General features: G+C 33.8%; 8 protein-coding genes. All 8 read left to right on the forward strand.

All coding sequences use genetic code 11. From position 1 onward, the window contains the following. Window positions 1-13: 13 nt before the first annotated feature. The 8 genes from AC1B0Z_RS16195 to AC1B0Z_RS16230 all read left to right on the forward strand — a co-directional run bounded on the left by AC1B0Z_RS16195 (window position 14) and on the right by AC1B0Z_RS16230 (window position 19,790). Window positions 14-1,450, forward strand: a complete 1,437-nt coding sequence (locus AC1B0Z_RS16195) for a sulfatase (RefSeq protein ID WP_483793273.1) — start codon at window positions 14-16, stop codon at window positions 1,448-1,450. Window positions 1,451-1,585: 135 nt separating this feature from the next. Continuing rightward, window positions 1,586-2,626 (forward strand): GntR family transcriptional regulator, encoded by a 1,041-nt coding sequence (locus AC1B0Z_RS16200; RefSeq protein WP_483793275.1) that lies wholly within the window; start codon window positions 1,586-1,588, stop codon window positions 2,624-2,626. 211 nt (window positions 2,627-2,837) lie between these two features. Continuing rightward, window positions 2,838-6,878, forward strand: coding sequence for a hybrid sensor histidine kinase/response regulator transcription factor (locus tag AC1B0Z_RS16205; RefSeq protein WP_483793276.1), 4,041 nt, complete (start codon window positions 2,838-2,840; stop codon window positions 6,876-6,878). A gap of 110 nt (window positions 6,879-6,988) precedes the next feature. Further along, window positions 6,989-10,021: a DUF4982 domain-containing protein gene (locus AC1B0Z_RS16210; RefSeq protein WP_483793278.1), complete on the forward strand. Its 3,033-nt coding sequence runs from the start codon at window positions 6,989-6,991 to the stop codon at window positions 10,019-10,021. A gap of 99 nt (window positions 10,022-10,120) precedes the next feature. Then, window positions 10,121-13,525 carry a glycosyl hydrolase gene (locus tag AC1B0Z_RS16215; RefSeq protein WP_483793279.1) on the forward strand — a complete coding sequence of 1,135 codons (3,405 nt, stop codon included), beginning with the start codon at window positions 10,121-10,123 and terminating at the stop codon, window positions 13,523-13,525. A 3-nt stretch (window positions 13,526-13,528) separates the two neighbouring features. After that, entirely contained in the window at window positions 13,529-17,026 is a 3,498-nt protein-coding gene (locus AC1B0Z_RS16220) for a glycosyl hydrolase (protein WP_483793281.1), read from the forward strand. Then, a complete protein-coding gene (locus AC1B0Z_RS16225; RefSeq protein WP_483793282.1) occupies window positions 17,019-18,440 on the forward strand; it encodes a BNR-4 repeat-containing protein in 1,422 nt (473 codons plus the stop codon). The genes AC1B0Z_RS16220 and AC1B0Z_RS16225 overlap by 8 nt, the downstream gene beginning before the upstream one ends. A 21-nt stretch (window positions 18,441-18,461) precedes the next feature. Then, on the forward strand, window positions 18,462-19,790 hold the full coding sequence (locus AC1B0Z_RS16230; RefSeq protein WP_483793284.1) for a sulfatase-like hydrolase/transferase: 1,329 nt from the start codon (window positions 18,462-18,464) through the stop codon (window positions 19,788-19,790). Window positions 19,791-19,797: the final 7 nt, after the last annotated feature.

A 19,797-nucleotide genomic window follows, 5' to 3' on the forward strand; every position in this document is an offset into this window, starting at 1 on the left:
AAGTAAATTGGCAATGAAGACTTTTATTTTATTATTATCTTTAAGCATTACGACTTTTAGTCCGTTGTTTTCCCAAGAAGAATCCCCTAATATTTTAGTCTTTTATATAGACGATTTAAGAGCAGAATTAGGATGCTACGGTAGTGAAACCGCAATTACTCCAAATATTGATAAGTTAGCTTCAGAAGGTATAATGTTTAATAAAGCTTATACCCAACAAGCCATTTGTGCACCTTCTAGAATGAGTACGCTAACGGGCTTAAGGCCAGAAACCTTGGGTATCTATAGTATTTTTACACCTTTACGTAAAGTACATAAAGATGTCGTAACGCTTCCGCAATTGTTTAAGCAAAATGGATACAAAACAATTAGCACGGGTAAAGTATATCATCATTTTGTGGATGATAAAGAAAGTTGGACAGAACTTGTAAAAAGACCTTCTAATATATACTTAAAACCGGAGAGTCTTGAGGTTATGGCTGGAAAACGTGCCAAAGGTCCTGCTTATGAAGATGCGGACGTAGCAGATGATGGCTATAAAGATGGCATTGTTGCAAACGATGCTATTAGAATGTTGCATCAATATAAGGACGACAAATTTTTAATGTTTGTAGGTTTAATGAAACCGCATTTGCCTTTTAATGCCCCGAAAAAGTATTGGGATTTGCATGATAAAAGCAAGTTTGAAATTCCATCAAAGGAAAAACCACAAGACATGTACAGGTTGGCTTTAAGTAAATGGGGAGAGCTTAAGAACTATCATGGAATCCCAAAGGAAGACCCTTTAAACGATGATCTTACAAGAACCTTAATTCATGGATATCACGCTTGTGTAAGTTATATGGATGCCCAAGTAGGTAAAGTAATGCAGACTCTAGAAGATTTAGATTTACGCAAAAACACCATGATTATTTTTATGAGCGATCATGGTTATAAAATTGGTGAATACGGTGCATGGTGCAAGCATTCAAATAAGGAAATAGACACTAGGGTTCCATTAATTATAAGTAGAGAAGGAAATTATAAAAATAAAAATGAGGGCAAAGTATCAAATGCATTGGTGGAAAATGTAGATATCTTCTCAACACTAACAGATATTTGTGGTTTTGAGACGCCAAAGTCAGATGGAAAAAGTTTAGTTCCAGTATTAGATGACCCAAATACTCAATGGGATGAGGTCGCTACAAGTGTTTTTGCAAGAGGTAAAAAAATCATGGGTTGCACTGCTACAGATGGCAATTGGCGCTATACCGAATGGCGGGATTCTAATTCACATGAAATTTTAGGAGCGGAATTATACGAACATAAAAACAGTTTACTGTCTTTTGTTAACCTTTCTGGTAATAAAAAATATTCTAAAGTAGAAAAGAAAATGAAAGCACTTTTGGAAAAACAATTTCCAAGGGATGCAGCACCTTTTCTCCAAAATGACCAGCCAAGGAAGCGCTAGGTGTCTATCTGTTTGCAGTAGTTATGTCTAAAATAATTGAAAACGCTGCAAAGAAAATTTTTGATTACCCTAATTCAGACTTTTAGTTTAAAGTGGATTCATAATTTTACGTAAGTAAAAAAACCAATTTAAGCTATGATAGATTTGATAAAGTTAGATGCGAATTCTATGGTGCCCAAATATATGCAGATTATAGATTCGATAATCTTTAATATTTCAAACGGAAATGCAAAAAAAGGAGACCAAATTCCATCAATAAATAAGTTAAGTCAAGAGTGTTACCTTTCTCGTGATACAGTTGAAAGAGCTTACAAGGTTTTAAAGAAACGCAAGGTTATCGTTTCTGTGCATGGTAAGGGAACTTTTATCGCCCAAACCAGTTTGATATCAAAGTTAAATATTTTGTTTTTTGTCAATAAACTTAGTCCATATAAAATGATGGTTTATAACTCTTTTTTAAAAGAAATGGGTGATAATTGTCATGTTGAACTTCATAGTTATCATTGTGATGAGTCTTTGTTTTTAGAATTGATGTCGAAATACAAATCGACTTATGATTATTATATAATCATGCCTCATTTTAGAACCGAAAGCTTATCGCATACTAGCTTTACAGATAAAGTAAGTAGTGTAATCAATATGATTCCTAAAGAGAGTTTGATTTTATTGGATAATAACAATCATCAAATTGAAGGTGATTTTATAGAAGTATATCAGGATTTTGAAAATGATATATTCGAAGCTTTAGAAAGTGGTTATGAAAAAATAAATAAATACGAAAAATTAACCCTTGTTTATCCTAAAACAGCTTTCTACCCATATCCTAGAAAAATTTTAAATGGTTTTACAAAGTTTTGTGCAAAATATAATTTTGAATTTGAAATATTAGAAGAGGTTTTTGACGAATTTAAATTAGAGCCTAAAGCGTTATATATTACTATTGAAGACAATGATTTAGTTCGTGTAATGAATAAAGTTAAAACAAGTAATTTTAAATTAGGAACAGATATAGGGGTTATTTCGTATAATGATGCGCCTTTAAAACAAATACTTGGAGTAACTGTTATCTCAAGCGATTTTAAAGCTATGGGAGTTCAGGCAGCTAAAATGATTACTGAAAACAAAAAGGAAAAAGTAAAAACACCTTTTTATTTTATGGATAGAGGCTCTGTTTAAAACATGGTTATTTTATTACTTAAGGGAAGCTCTTGGCTTCCCTTTCTTATTTAACCCTTTTACTACAGGAATAAAATCTTAACCATAATAAAAAGGAAAATATGAAGGGAGTATTTTCAGAATATAATGCTTCGTCTATTCATTTTGGGAATAAATTACCGAGAACTCTAAAACATTTTTTAAATTGTACTTTAGGTTATATAAGCTACAAATGAAACGCAGTATATTTTATTGTTTTTTTTTATTTCAGATTGGTTTTTTACAATCTCAGGTTAGTGATTTTAATTTCAAAAATTTTAATTTATCTGATGGTTTATCAAGCAGTACTGTAAATTATATAAAGCAGGATAAACTGGGGCAAATCTGGTTAGCTACAAATAATGGTCTAAATAAATTTAATGGAGAAGAGTTTGTTGTCTACAGAAACACTCCAGAAGATAAATCAACAATAAGCAGCAACGATGTTCGTAATATTCTAGAAGATAAGGAAGGGAATTTATGGATAGGAACTTATAACGGTTTAAATAAATATGAACCACAAAAAGATAAATTTAAAAGATATTTCAAAACATCTGATAAAAATTCATTAAGTGGAGATAGGATTTTTACCAGTTTCGAAATGAAAAATGGAAATATATGGTTTGGAACAGAAGATGGTATTTCTATTTATATAAAGAAACAAGACAGTTTTATAAGGTTTCTAAAAAACAGAAAAAAACGCACACTGTTTTTAGATATATATGTAGATAAGAAAAACACCGTTTGGTTGGCTACTTTTAATGGAATTATACAAGTAGATAGGAGTAAAGAAGGGAAATTTAAATATCAAGAATACCGCTTAAACAATTTGAAAAAGCGGTTTTTTATATACAAAATATTAGAGGTAGAACCAGGTATCTTAGCACTAGCAACAAAGTATCACGGGTTTTTATTATTCGAAAAAAAAACAAAGAAATTCAGTTGTCCAGAAGAATTGAATTTTTTTAAAAATATAGAAATTAAAGATTTATATAAAGATGAGGAAAAAAATCTTTGGTTAGCTACAACTACTGGCCTTTTTATCGTAACACCTTCAAAAGAAATAATTACTGTTAATAGTAGTGTTTACGAAGATATTGGAAGTGTAAAAAACCATTTCAAAAAAATATATAAAGATAATAATGGTTCAATTTGGATAGGTACCCAAGATATTGGTGTTATGACTTGGCACAAATTTAATCAGAACTTTAAAAGATTTAAAAATTCCAGGACCTTCAATAACATTGCCAATTGTATAGCTTCAGATAATGAAAAAAATATTTACTACGGTACAGAGGGAGGAGATTTAAATAAAATAGATAGTAGTGGTATAGTAACAAAAGTTTTTGATGTTCAAAATCAAATAAAAACAACAGTTTATCCTATTAAGACTTTATACAGAGATGGAAATTTACTCTGGATTGGAGCAATGAAAAATGGTATTAAGATTTATGATTTGCAATCAAAAAAAGAGCTTAAAAACTATCTTTCCCCTAAGCTGAGAAATTTTTTAAAAGATGTATCTGTTTTAGATATTAAAAAAGGATTTGGTAATAATGTATGGATAGCAACCATAGGCAGAGGTTTGATTAAATACGAAATCAAACAGAAAAAAATGCGGGTTTTCAATTCACGTCAGTTAAAAAGTAGTTACGTTAAAGTTATTTATAAAGACAAAAAAAACTTAATTGTTGTTGGTTCAGATCATTTAAGTTTTTTAGAGGCAAAACAGAAAGGAAATTTTAAAATATCAAATTATCCAACCATAGTAGACTCCAGTAGGTTAGATATTGTTTCAATACATAAAGATAAAAAAGGAGTAGTCTGGGTAGGTTCCAGAACAAGAGGGCTTTATAAATTCACAAAAGATAAGAAATACGAAAGTGTAATTGTTTCTGCTAAAAATAGAATTTTCACAGTCAATGCAATTTTAGAGAACAAGAAGGGGTTACTTTGGCTAAGTACAGATAAGGGTATTGTTAAGTATGATCCATTAAAACAAGAGAGCATAATTTATAATCAACAAACCATAGCTCAGGATAACGATTTTAGAGTAAATGCCGCTCTTAAAGAAAACAATAAATTTTATTTTGGAGCAAAGCAAGGTGTAATAACTTTTGAGCCAGATAATATTGTTACATTAAAAAACATGCCAAGGGTAATTTTATCTTACCTTAAAATAAAAAACAATGAAACAGATGCTTTAAATAAAAATGAAAGCATATTAAAAAATATAAGTTATTCTAAGGAAATTGTTTTACCCCATAATAATGCTAGTTTTTCTATAAACTATGCTTTACCTAATTATATCAATACCAAGAATAATCAATACGCATATAGGCTCAAAGGGTTAGATAATAATTGGTTGTATACAAAGCAAACCGAAGCATTTTATACCTTACAAAATGCAGGTACTTATACGTTTCAAGTCAAAGCTGCTGGTTATGATGGTGTTTGGAATAATAAAATAACTGAGCTTAATATAACAATTCATCCAGCGCCTTGGAAAACCTGGTGGGCTTATGCTATTTATTTTCTTTTACTTTTTGGGCTCTTTTATGGTATTACTTGGATGTTACAATCTAAGGCAAGATTAAAAAATAAGTTAGAGTTAGAGTATATAGAAAGCAAAAGAATTGAAGAGTTGAACGCATCTAAACTACAGTTTTTTACTAATATCTCTCACGAGTTTAGAACACCGTTAACTTTAATTTTAGGACCACTTCAAAGTATCATAGAAAATTACTCTGGATCTAATAAAACTTATAAGAAACTTAAAGTTATAGAAAGTAGCACAAATAGGCTATTAAGACTTATTAATAGGTTAATGGATTTTAGAAAATTAGAAAGCAATCAACTAGAATTATCTGCTGCAGAGGGCAATATTGTTAAGTTTTTGCAAGAAATATTTTTGTCTTTTTCTGAACACGCTAAAGCAGGTAAATATAAGTACGAGTTTATAAACACAAATGATACAATCAATGTGTTTTATGATAGATACAAATTGGAGCGTGTGTTTTATAATTTAATTTCAAATGCATTTAAGTATACAGAAAAAGGTGGTTCAATTCAAGTTTGTGTTTATAAAGAAACCAATGAAGTAATCATAGAAATTAAGGATTCTGGACCAGGAATCCCTGAGCAATATTTAGATAAAATTTTCGACCGTTTTTTTGAGATACCTAATCATAATACAAAAGATGAGTTTAGACAAGGTACGGGCATAGGTTTGTCCATAGCTAATAATATAGTCAAACTACATCATGGGAATATATCAGTACGTAATTTACCTGAAAAGGGGGCTGTTTTTACTGTAAAACTTAAATTAGGAAGCGACCACTTGTCTGAAAGTGAGTTGTTAAAAGATTTTAAGATGAGCGATGACGTATCTCAATATGCCACTCAAATAAGTATACCTAGTGTTGATATTTATAACAACCCTGAAGATCTAATTCTAGAGCAAAAAAAATATACGATTCTTGTTGTTGAAGATAATACCGTTTTAAGGTCATTTATTAAAGAGATACTAAAGCCAAATTATAATGTTATACAAGCAGGAAATGGAAAAGAAGCTCTAGAAAAAGCCATAAAGCATCTTCCAGATTTAATAGTAAGTGATGTTATAATGCCAGAAATGGTAGGTACAGAGCTTTGTTCTAAAATAAAAACAACACTTGCTACAAGTCATATTCCGGTTATTCTCTTAACATCTCGCTCTTCACTTATATATAAATTTGAAGGTTTGGAAAGTGGCGCAGACGATTATATAAGTAAACCTTTCAATCTTAAAGAGTTTAATCTGAAAATTAAGAATTTATTAGAATTTAAGGAACGTTTAAAAGATAAGTTTACCTCAAACGATAATTTTGAAGCATTAGATATTTCATTAACATCTTTAGACGAACAATTGCTAGAGAAGGCTCTTAAAATTGTAAAAAATAATATATCCAATCAAGATTTTAATATCGCCGAGTTTTCTGAAGAATTAGGAGTAAGTCGTTCCATGCTTTTTACGAAAATTAAAGCTTGGGCAAATGCAACGCCCAATGATTTTATTCAAGAAATACGACTTAATCATGCTTCAAAATTACTAGAATTGAATAAATTAAATATTTCTGAAATAGCTTATCAAGTTGGCTTTAAGAGACCGAAATATTTTAGTCAATGTTTTCAAAAAAAATATGGAATAACACCTTCTGAATTTTCAAAAAAGTTTAGAAATGAAGAAGCCTAAATTTTCGCCTAATCTTTATTTTATAATTAATAGAACAGGATAGAACAGGATTATTTTACCCCTTGTATAAGTTAAGTTTGTTTAGCTAAACATTATTTCGAAATAAACTAATGAAAAATACCCTGTTACTCATAGTATTCTCCTTGTCTATAGGCGTTTGTTATGCTCAAAGAACTGCAACTAACTTTAACAACAACTGGCGTTTTATTTTAGATGTTGATGAAACTGATTTTTCTAAAACAAAGATTGATGACAGCTCATGGAAAATACTAAATGTTCCCCACGATTGGTCATTTGAAAAAGGGGTGCGCAAAGGAGGCGACCAAGGTCAAGGTGGTGGTTATCATGATGGTGGTATAGGTTGGTATAGAAAGTGTTTTCAGGTTTCAAAAGGAAGTCTTTCAAAAGTTACCTATATCAATTTTGATGGGGTGTATATGAATAGTGAGGTTTGGGTAAATGGTAATTATTTAGGCAAACGTCCGTATGGTTATATTAGTTTTAGATACGATATTTCAAAACACTTAAAGGAAGGTGAGAATACTGTTGCCGTTAGGGTAGATAATAGCTTAGAGCCTTCAGCACGTTGGTATCATCCTTGTGGAATTTATGCGGCGGTAAGCTTAAACGAGGTAAATCCGGTACACTTTAAGCCAAATTCTATTTTTATAACTACACCAATTATTGAAAAACAAAATGCTACTGTAAATATTGATGCTGAAATTAATGGTAACTTCAAAAATCTAAAATATGAGGTGAAATTATTTTCGCCAGAAGGAAAAGAACTAACGCGTAAATGTGAAAAACTGTCGGTTTTAAATCCAAGTTATCAATTAGAAGTTAAAAACCCACAATTATGGAGTCCAGAAACTCCTGTTTTATATAAAGCAGTGACTCAAATTTTAGATGGTAAAAAAATAATAGATGAGGTAGAAACCAATTTCGGTTTTAAAACTGTTGAATGGAAAACTGAAACAGGCTTTTGGCTAAACGGAGAAAATGTAAAGCTAAAAGGTACCTGCGAGCATTGGGAGGGAGGTCCTGTGGGTGGCGCATGGACTAAGCCTATGTTACGGTGGAAACTACAGAGTTTAAAGGATATGGGTATTAACGCCATTCGTCCTTCACATAATCCAACACCACCTATGTTTTATGATATCTGTGACGAAATTGGATTATTGGTTATGGATGAAATTTTTGATGGTTGGCATAAAAAAGCACCCGAAGATTATGGCAAACAAGCTTTTGACGAGTGGTGGCAACGTGATGTAGAAGAATGGATAACAAGAGATAGAAATCACGCAAGTATTTTTGTTTGGAGTTTAGGGAATGAGACTCATAGCGATTTGGCGCCAGAAATGGTGAAATTTGGAAAAAGTTTAGATCCAACCCGATTGTTTACTTCAGGTGCAGGAAATCCTGAAGATATGGATATCGAAGGGGTGAATGGGGGTTCTGAAACTAAATCGTTTATAGAGGGTAAAACATTAACTAAGCCCTTTATTTCTACCGAAGCGCCACACACATGGCAGACTAGAGGTTATTACCGAACCCAAACTTGGTGGCGCGATAATGAATTACCAGGTACTTATGAGTTACCTAATTTAACCGAAAAAGAAATTTTCTTCTACGAAGGCATTAACCCAAAAAATTGGAGAAACAGAAAACAACGTTTCAATTCGTCTTATGATAATGCAACGGTTCGTGTTTCTGCAAGAAAATATTGGGAAGTCATGCGCGATACGCCATGGCATAGTGGACATTTCCGTTGGACAGGTTTCGATTATTATGGTGAAGCCGGTTTGGTTCATGGCGGACTACCTTTTAACTTATTTATGGGAGGCGCACTAGACGTAGCAGGGTTTAAAAAAGATTTGTTCTATTTCTATAAAAGTCAGTGGACAAAAGAGCCAATGATTCACATGCTACCACATTGGACGCATTCAAGAATGGAAAAAGGAACGGTAGTACCAGTTTGGGTCTATTCTAATGCCGATGAAGTTGAATTGTTTTTAAACGGGAAATCTCTAGGTAAAGATAAACCAGAAACTATTTGGAACGAAATGCAATGCGAATGGATGGTGCCTTATCAAGAAGGTAAGTTAGAAGCCGTTGCATATATAGATGGAAAAGAAGTAAAACGCACTAGTTTTAGTACAAGTAAGCAGCCATCAAAATTAAAAACAAGTATTGAAAGGCTTGATGCAGAAGATAGTTTTGAAGCCAGTTATATCATTACATCAGAAAGTTTAGATGAAAACGACAATTTATACCCCTACGGAGAAAATAAAATCTACTATAATATTCAAGGTGATGTAAATAAAGTGTCTATGGAAAACGGAAATCCAATAGACCCTACAAGTAGAACCAAGGCAGATTTTAGAGCTTTGTTTTTTGGGAAAACAAGATTGTTTTTAAGAGCACAGCCTAATGCTAAGGAAGCGTCGATTATAACGGCATCTATTCTAGGTGATAAAGCATTATTTCTATCCAACCAAATTACAATTGACGCTGAAGTTATTTCAATTTTAGGCAATTTAAAGAAATCAGATTTAGAAATTTTTTACACCACGAATGGTGATAATCCAGAAGTAAGCGGATTGCCTTACAAGTCTTCATTTGAAGTTTCAGACGGAACAACTGTGAAAGCCATAGTAAAACAAAACGGTAAGGTAGTTTTAAAAATGGAAGAAACTTTTGGCAAGACCGAAGGCTTATTTTGGGGCGATGAGCATTCTGCTGATATGTGGATTGGTCGTGGCGTAAATATTTCAGCAGAGGAAGGTGTTCTTGAGGGTAGCGCAAAACCAAGTCGAGAAGCACGCCGTTTTAAAGGCACTGGTTTTGTAGATTTTAAAGGCGGTGAGGGCGCAATTACTTGGTATCAAGAAAACGATGGCGAACAAGGGGATTATAGTATACGTTTTAGATACATGCATAACAACACAGGTAAACTACACCCTATGAAATTGTATGTAAATGACGAGTACATTAGAACTCTAGAGTTTAAGGCTACGGGTGGTTGGGAAAAGGAATGGAAGTTTGTTCCAACTATAATTACGTTAAAAGCTGGAGCAAATAATATAAAGTTAGAAACCACAGGAGAAAGTGGACCTTATATTGATGAATTGTTTATAGATTAATTTTAAGTAATAGATATGACGTTTGTATATGTAATTGCAGTTTTATTGGTACTAAATATTTTGTTATTTAGGTTTAGTTGTAATAGAAATAGTAAATAAATGAAAGTTAATTTCAATTTTAGCATAAAACAGATGGTGTTATTATTCTGTTTGATTTCAATTTTGACTTCTTGCCAAAATCAGAACGTTAACAGCAATTCAGAAAACAAAGTCAGTCTTGAAAAAGGCTTTAAAAATCCACCACAAAACACCAAACCCAGAACATGGTATCATATCAATAGTGGTAATGCATCAAAAGAAGGATTTACTAAAGATTTAAAAGCCATAAAAGATGCTGGTATTGGTGGGGTTTTAGTGTTTAACGTGTCTATGGGTTTACCAGAAGGCGATGTAAAATACAACTCTCAAGAACATCGAGATATTTTAACACATGCGGCCAAAGAATGTGAAAAGCTAGGTTTGAGTTTTGGGGTTCATAATTGTGATGGTTGGACCTCTAGTGGCGGGCCTTGGGTTACCCCAGAAAATGCCATGAAAGTTGTTGTTAATAGTCAAGTGATTGCAGAAGGAGGTAAGCAGGTTAACTTAAAATTACCACAACCACCAGCAAGACATAATTTTTACAAGGATATTGCTGTTGTGGCGTATCCCACTTTAGAAACGGAACTGATTGACGACAGTGTAAACCCCATAATCACATCTTCAGATAAAGGGTTTACTTTAGCTTTAGCCACAGATAAACAAACCAATACTTATGCAGATTTAAAGGCGGACCAATGGGTGCAATACGATTATAGGAAACCACACACTATACGTTCCATGAATGTTTTTATCAATAAACGAAAAGGAAGGTTTACCTTATTAAAATCAAATGATGGTATTAATTTTACAGTAGCGCACAAGCCTAAGGAAGAGCGTATAGGGAAAGACGAATGTTATTTCTATGAAAGTTTTAAACCTATTACAGCGCGTTATTTTAGAATAAAAACCGAAATGGATGCGGGTATTTATGAGATGCAACTTTTAGCAAGTCCAGTGTTAGGAAATGTAATGGAATACACGTCATACAGAAAAAATAGACGCCCTATTACAAAAGCAGATGCAAATGCTTATATTAAAAAAGAAGACATCATTGTGTTAAGTGACCAAATGGATGCAGATGGTGTGCTGAGAGCAACACTACCCAAAGGAAATTGGACGATTATGCGTTTTGGGTTTACGGCTTCAGGGGCGACAAACGAACCAGCGTCTGATGAAGGCACAGGGCTTGAAGTCGATAAATTCAGTAAAAAAGCATTAAAAATACATTATGATGCCTTTGTTGGGAAACTTGTAAAGCAAGCCAAAATTGATGCACCGAATGCTTTACAGTATGTAGAAATTGATAGCTACGAAGTTGGTCCACAAAATTGGACTGACGATATGGAGCAACTATTTGAAAAGCGTTTTAAATACGATTTTGTTCCGTTTTTACCATTGTTTGCAGGCAAACACATAGAAAATGAAGCTACTATTGAATCCGTTTTTTGGGATATGAAACAGTTGGTAAGCGATTTAATGGTAACCAATTATTTCGATTATTTTACAGAATTATGTCATCAAGATGGTTTAATATCTTATGTGGAACCTTACGGATTTGTGGGGCCTTTTAACAGTTTAGATGCGGGGCGACGTGCTGATATTCCCATGGGAGAATTTTGGTTGGGGAAACCTAATAATCACAAACGAGCACCAGTATCTTCAGCACATATTTATGGCAAAAATGTTATTTCTGCTGAAGCGTTTACGAGTACCAAATTAAATTGGAGTTTCCATCCAGCTTTAGCCAAACAAAAAGGCGATTATGAGTGGACAAACGGGATTAACGAATACATGTTTCATCGTTTCGCACACCAATCCAACACCCATGTAAAACCAGGTATGAGTATGAGTTTTGTAGGCTCACATATAGACCGTACACAAACTTGGTGGGACAATGCAGGACCAGAATGGCTCAATTATTTAGCTAGAGGTTCATACATGTTACGTCAAGGGAATCCTGTATTAGATGTATTGGTTTTTGTTGGGGATAGAGCACCGAGTCATGTGATACATGCGAAACAAATGCGACCCAAATTACCCGCATCGTACAAATACGATTGTGTAAATGCTGATGTGATTATCAATCGTTTGAAAGTTGAAGATGGGAAACTGAAATTACCTAATGGTATTATGTACAATGCCTTGTCTTTGCAACGAAACGATATGATTAATCTAGAAACGTTGAGAGGTATTCATAAATTATCACAACAAGGTGCTTTAATTGTTGGTAAAAAGCCTCAAAAATTGGGAGGTTTTGTTGTAACTGAAGCAATGCAAAAGGAGTTTGATGCATTGGTAAATGAAGTTTGGTCGATTAAAAGAACCTATAGTTCAGGCGAATGGGAGCAAATTTTTGAAGAAAATAACATTCAGAAAGATTTGATTGTAGAAGGCCAACCCGATTTTAATTTCTACCACAGACGCACTGAAAAGGAAGATATTTATTTTGTGTATAACCATAATCTAACCGAAACAGAAACGCTAAATTTTAGTTTTCTAGTGGAAGGAAAAGTACCCGAATTATGGAATGCCGAAACTGGAGAAATTATCAAGTTGTTGGAGTACACTACAAAAAATGGAAGAACCGATATTTCCATTGAAATGCATCCTCAAGAATCTGTTTTTGTGGTTTTTAAAGAGGCAGAAACAGCACAACCAAGAATTACGCTTAATCCATTTAACAATGTATCCAAACCTGCATTTAGTTTAGATGACGATAATAATTTACAAGCTGAGGTTTTTAAAAATGGAACCTACACAGCTTTAGTAAATGATTCTGAAAATTGGAATATTGAAGTAAACGATATTCCTAATCCTTTAGAAATTAAAGGCAATTGGGATATCAATTTTAGGGAACAAGACTTTTATAAAGCCACCATACAAACCGATAAATTGTTTGATTGGACAACACACGACACAGAACAAATCAAACATTATTCTGGTACAGCGATTTACAAAACCACCTTTACTATTGAAAAAGGAATGTTGCAATCCGACAGGCAATTTCAACTCAATTTAGGAAAAGTAAATGTGATTGCTAAAGTACTTGTAAACGGAAAAGATGTTGGCGTCAGTTGGATAGCGCCTCATACGTTAAATGTGACATACGTTTTAGAAGAGGGCAAGAATTCATTAGAAATACAAGTGACGAACCAATGGACAAATCGTTTAATTGGTGATGAAAAATTACCAAATCAAACGGGTTATGACGTTAGAAGAGGAAGTCCAGGTTTTGGAGATTCCGAATTTAGAGGCAAGTTTAAAAAAATGCCAGAGTGGTATAGAAATAACAAACCATTACCAGAAGGACCACGCAAAACATTTAGCGTTTATGGTTTTCAAAAAGCAACCGATAAATTATTACCATCAGGTTTGTTAGGACCAGTGACTATTACCACATCAAAAATCATAAAAAGAAAATAAGCAATGAAAAAATTAGCCATTTTAGTGATGCTCTTTTTATGTTTTGGGTGTAGTAATCAATCTTTAGAAAAAGAGAAACAAACCGTAACTTTAGAAGAAGGGTTTAAGAATCCACCAAACCAAGCCAAAGCCAGAACTTGGTGGCACTGGATAAGCGGTAATGTTTCTAAATCTGGAATTACCAAAGACTTAGAAGCGATGAAAGCAGTGGGTATTCAAGAAGCACAACTATTCAACGTACACTTAGGTTTTCCTCAAGGCGCTGTAAAGTATTTAAGTGAAGAATGGCTGGACTTGTTTAAATTTTCTGCGGAAGAAGCACAACGTTTGGGCTTAGAAATGGCATTTCATAACAGCGCAGGTTGGTCGTCTTCTGGAGGGCCTTGGGTTACTGAAGAACATGCGATGCAGACGGTGGTGTTTAGTGAGCTTAAGGTTGAAGGCGGAAACACAATAAATCAAACATTACCAAAACCCAAAACTAAATTTGAGTATTATAAAGATATTGCCATTTTAGCTTTTCCAAAACCTAAGCAATCTATAAAAATTGATGGTTTAGATTATAAAATACTTTCCGAACGCATTCGAAATCATTTATTACCTGATACTAAAGCAATTTCAAAAGAAGCTATTATCCAAAAAGAAGCCATTATCAATCTAACTTCAAAATTATCTGATGATGGGATTTTAAATTGGGAAGTACCTCAAGGCGATTGGGTTATTTTACGATTAGGGCATACACCAATTGGAACAACCAATAGGCCAGCACCACCAGAAGCCAAAGGTTTAGAGGTGGATAAAATGAGTAAAAAAGCCCTAGATGCCTATTGGGAAGCTGGTGTACAACCCATTATTGATAAATTGGGAGATTTAGTAGGTACAACCGTTAACAATTGTTTAATTGATAGTTACGAAGTAGAAACTACCAATTGGACCACTGGTTTCGATATGCAGTTTGAAAGTTTAAGAGGTTATGATTTAACAGCGTATTTACCAACTTTAGCAGGCTATTATGTGGAAAGTGGAGAAGTTTCAGAACGATTTCTTTGGGATTTTAGAAGAACTATTGGCGACTTAATCGCAGAGAATTATTATGGGCATTTTGGAGAATTATGTCATAAAAACAAGTTGAAATTTTCTGTAGAACCCTATTGGGGACCTTTTGATAATATGCAAGTTGGTGCTCAAGGCGATATTGTTATGTGTGAATTTTGGAGTGGCGGTTATCCGTTTTTCGATTCGCCTAAATTTGTGTCATCTATAGCGCATTTAAATGGCAGTGCTATTGTTGGCGCAGAGTCTTTTACCGGCATTGGTGGTTGGGACAAACACCCAGCAGATATAAAATCAATTGGAGACCGTGCTTGGGCAGAAGGCATTACGCGATTCATTTTTCATACCTATGTGCATCAACCTTGGGATATCGCACCTGGTTTGGCCTTAAGTTATCACGGTTTTGATTTTAACCGATTAAACACTTGGTGGAAACAAAGTAAGGGGTATATGGATTACATAGCGCGCTCACAATATTTATTACAACAAGGTAAAAATGTGGCCGATGTTTTAGTGTTTACAGGAGAATCATCGCCAAATACAGGCTTCATTAAACCTGAAATTAAAGCCATGGGTTTTGATTACGATTTGATTGGAGCGAATAAAGTAAAGGACCTAACCGTTAAAAACGGAACGATTTATTCTTCTGTAGGTAATAAATATAAGCTTTTAGTCTTACCAGAATCAAACTTTATAAAACCAGAAACACTTCAAAAAGTAAAAGAACTGGTTGATGGTGGCGTAAAAGTAATTGGAAAAAAACCGATGCAATCGCCAAGTTTAACCAATTATCCAAACTGTGATGATGCCGTTACAACTTATATTGATGAATTATGGGGAAGTGATTTGGTAAAAGACATGAATATTGAAGAAGCCCTAAGCGATACAACACCAGATTTTAAAATTGAAAGTAGTGATAATTCTGATTTGAGTTTTATTCACAGAAAAACAGCAGATGCCGATATTTATTTTATAGCGAATGCTAGAAAAGAAGCCAGAGAAATTACCGCTCGTTTTAGAGTTGTAGGAAAGCAACCAGAACTATGGAACTCAGAAAAGGGAACTATAAAAGATGTGGTAGTTTATAAAGAAAACGAAGATGGAACAACAACAGTTCCGTTATCTTTAGGAATGGAGGAATCAGTTTTTGTAATCTTCAAAAAGCCTGTGAATCAGAATCATATAGTAGAAGTTTCAACAGAATTAGAACCTTCTCAAGTAGAGCCTCTTTCAAATCTAGAAATTGTAAAAGCAGAATACGGTACGTTTTTACAAGAGGGCTTAATTGATATTACAGATAAAGTAAATAAGGCTATTAAAAATGGCACTTTAGATTTTAAAATGAGCAGAGCTTTTTGTGATTGCGACCCTGCAATGGGCTATAAAAAAGAATTTCGAATGGAATACCAAATAGGTGATACCAAAAAGCAGATTTATGCCGAAGAACGGGAGCATATTCATATTGATGCAGGAAATAAATCGCTAAAAGTTTTAAAGGCAGTATTTGGAAAATTTAAAGGAGAAACTACTGGTATTCCTCAACATTATAAAACTTTTGATGTTACTGATAAAATACAAAACATAGTAAGCTCGGGAACTTATGATATTTTGGTGTCAAATCGATTCATTGATAATAAAATTCCTAGAGGCGATAAAATCGTTCTAAAAGTCACTTACAAAACTGATGGACAAGAACGCACCATGTTTATTCCAAAAGGACAGTTTTTAAAATTATCTAAAGACGTAGCAAAACCAAAATTAGAATTTAAAAATGATGCCATAAAATGGAAAACACCTTATACAGGAAAGATAAATTACAGAATGGCATCAGGAGCAACAAAAACGGCAGAGGTGACATCTGTTCCACAACCAATAGACTTATCAAGTAATTGGGAGGTTACTTTTTCTTTAACACCAGAAAACTTAAAAGAAGAAACATTTCCTAATTTGATTTCGTGGACCGATGTGCAAGACGAAGCGATTCAACATTTTTCAGGAACAGCATCTTATAAAAAAGAGTTTGTGTTATCCGAAGAGATGATACAACCTAATAAAAGGTTAACCTTAGATTTAGGAAGTGTATCTGTAATTGCAGAAGTAAGTGTGAACGGTAAAAATGTTGTAACTTTATGGAAGGCTCCTTTCAGAGTAAACATTGATGAGTTTGTGAAAGAAGGGAAGAATACCTTAGAAGTTAAGGTGACCAATTTATGGACTAATCGGTTGATTGGTGACGAAAAACTAAAATTAGATTATCCAAGACAAGGTAAACGCGCAAAACCACTTCCAGATTGGTTACTAAATAATACTGAACGGCCATCAAAAAGAACAACATTTGCCAGTTGGAATCATTATAGCAAGAATGATGATTTGCTAAAGTCTGGTCTACTAGGACCTGTAAAAATTATATTTTTTGATACTGTAAAACTAGAAAGTAATAATGAATAAATGTTTAGTTATAAATTTTATGATTTGTTTTTGTTTGTTGGGTTGTGCCAATAAAGCCAAAGAACAAAAGACAATCGACGCCGGTAGCGAAATGGTAGATTATTTTGCTGACAATGGTTTCGGAAATGCAGTGGCTATTGTGCAACATCCATCAGGGGTGTATCACAAAGGGATTACTTACCTTGCCTACCAGGGCACTTTGGAAGATCCTTATGTGGCTTCATACAATCATACTACCAAAGAGTGGAAAGGCCCATTTAAAGTGGGCGTTAGTGAAATGGGAAAAGACCCAAACCGTAAAAAGAAAATAGACAATCATGGGAAACCAGCTATTCTTATTGATGATGCTGACTATATTCATATAGCTTTTGGAGGGCATGGAGGAACACCCGATGATGGTAAAAACCCATTAGGAAATCATCATTATGGAAAAAATTTACATGCGGTTTCTAAAAAGCCTTTAGATATTTCTGAATGGGAAACACTTGATAATATTTCATTATTTGGAACCTACAGTCAGTTTATAAAAATGGATAATGGTGATATCTATTTGTTTTATCGCCATGGCGCACATAGGAGTAATTGGGTGTATCAAAAATCAACTGATAATGGCAAAACATTTGATGAGCCAGTTTCCTTTTTAAAGCATAAAAGAAGAACAGATATTGAAGCAGAAGATTCATGGTATCCATGGGTTAGCAAAGGTAATGGGGACGATATTATTGTAGCATTTGATTACCATATTTGTAGAGACAATAAAAATGCGCAAGATGCACGTGGGCATATTCCAGAACGGCACAACCTATATTATATGCTTTTTGATACAAAAACAGGTGTCTGGAAAAATACTAAAAACGAACCTTTAGCAATGCCTTTAACCAAAGAAATGGCAGACGAAAAAACTTTGGTTAAGCAAATACCCAATGATTGGACATTTCAAGCTATAGCGGATATAGATTCCAATGGGAATCCTCAAGTAGGTGTAATGGTTGGTCCAGACATAGGTGCTAAAAGAAGTGGTCCTAAGCGCATACAGCATTTTAGATGGGATGGACAAGAATGGTTACAAGGTAATACCAATAATTTACCTAAAGGTGATGCAGATATTGAAGTAAAATCTGCCTCAGAAGTAAGCATGTATTTAGAAAGCAAAACGCAAGAAGATGTAGGGGAAATTAGCAGATGGGATAGTTCTGATGGTGGAAAAACGTTCAAAAAGAATACTGTTTTTTTAAGTCGAAAAAATTCAGGTTTTGTAATTTCTTCACTTATTGATAATCCACATCCTGACGCGAGACTTATTGTAGCAGAAAAAGAAGAAGGTTCAGATTTTAGAAAAATGTATTTGTTAGGGGATAATGGGCCAATACAACGTTTACAAACAGAAACTAAAGTTTTAAAAAATAATAAATAACAAAACAATTAAGGAACAACGATGAACAAATTGAACAAACTAGGTTATATTGTATTATTACTAATATGTTTCTCCTGCGGAAATAAAACCAAAACATCAGAAGCCAAAACCCAAGAATCTGATAAGACAAATGAAACCCCGAACATTGTATTTATTTTGTCTGATGACCAATCTTGGACAGATTATAGTTTTATGGGAGATGAAAATATTGAAACACCGCGTATAGATCAATTTGCAAAAGAAAGTTTAACCTTCACACAATCCTATGTGCCAACGCCATTATGTTCGCCTTCTTTGGCAACAATCATCACAGGCTTATATCCTAAAGACCATGGCATTTTAGGAAATGATAAGGTCTACGACCGTGGAAATATCCGTGGAAAAGAAAGGGCAGAAGCCTATAAACCTGTTATTTCTGCTTTTGAAAAGAAAACGACACTTCCAGATATGTTAAAAGAGAGAGGCTATTTGTCTTTTCAAACAGGTAAATGGTGGCATGGTAACCATAAAATTGGTGGTTTCGATTATGGTATGACCCATGGAGATCCAACACGTGGTGGAAGGCATGGTGATTATGGCTTGGAAATAGGTAGAAAGGGCTTAGATACGATTAACAGCTATGTGGATTTGGCATTAAAAGAAAAGAAACCGTTCTTTTTATGGTATGCGCCATTTTTGCCACACAGGCCCCATAATCCTCCGCAACGCTTATTTGAAAAGTATCAAAAGAAAACAGACTCAGAGTATTTAGCAAAGTATTGGGCGATGTGTGAGTGGTTTGATGAAACTTGTGGACAATTATTTGACATGTTTGAAGAAAAAGGCTTAACAGAAAACACACTTTTTGTATATGTATGCGATAACGGTTGGGCGCAAAATCCTGAAAAAAGTGGGTATTTAAAACATTCTAAGCGTGCCCCTTATGACATGGGTATACGTACACCAATCATGTACAAGTGGAAAGGGAAAATCACACCTAAAATGGATAAAAGTACAATAACAAGCAGTATCGATATGGTGCCAACGGTACTGGATGTTTTAGGTATTGAAAAACCAGATAATTTACCAGGTGTAAGTGTGTTGGATGAAAAAGCATTAACCGAACGTAAAGGTGTTTTTGGAGAAGTATATGCACATGATTTTGATACCATTGAAAATAGTATGTTTTATAATATGGCGATTTTCCCGCCGTATAAAATTATTGTTCCAAACCCTGTTAGAAAGAAAGACGAAGTGGTACAACTCTTTAATATTGAAGAAGATCCATTCGAGAAAAATAACATTGCAGAAGCAAACCCAGATATTGTAAAAGATTTACAGGATAAAATTACCACGTTTAGGGCTGAATAAAAAGCTT

The organism is Hyunsoonleella sp. J2K-J805, assembly GCF_057167125.1.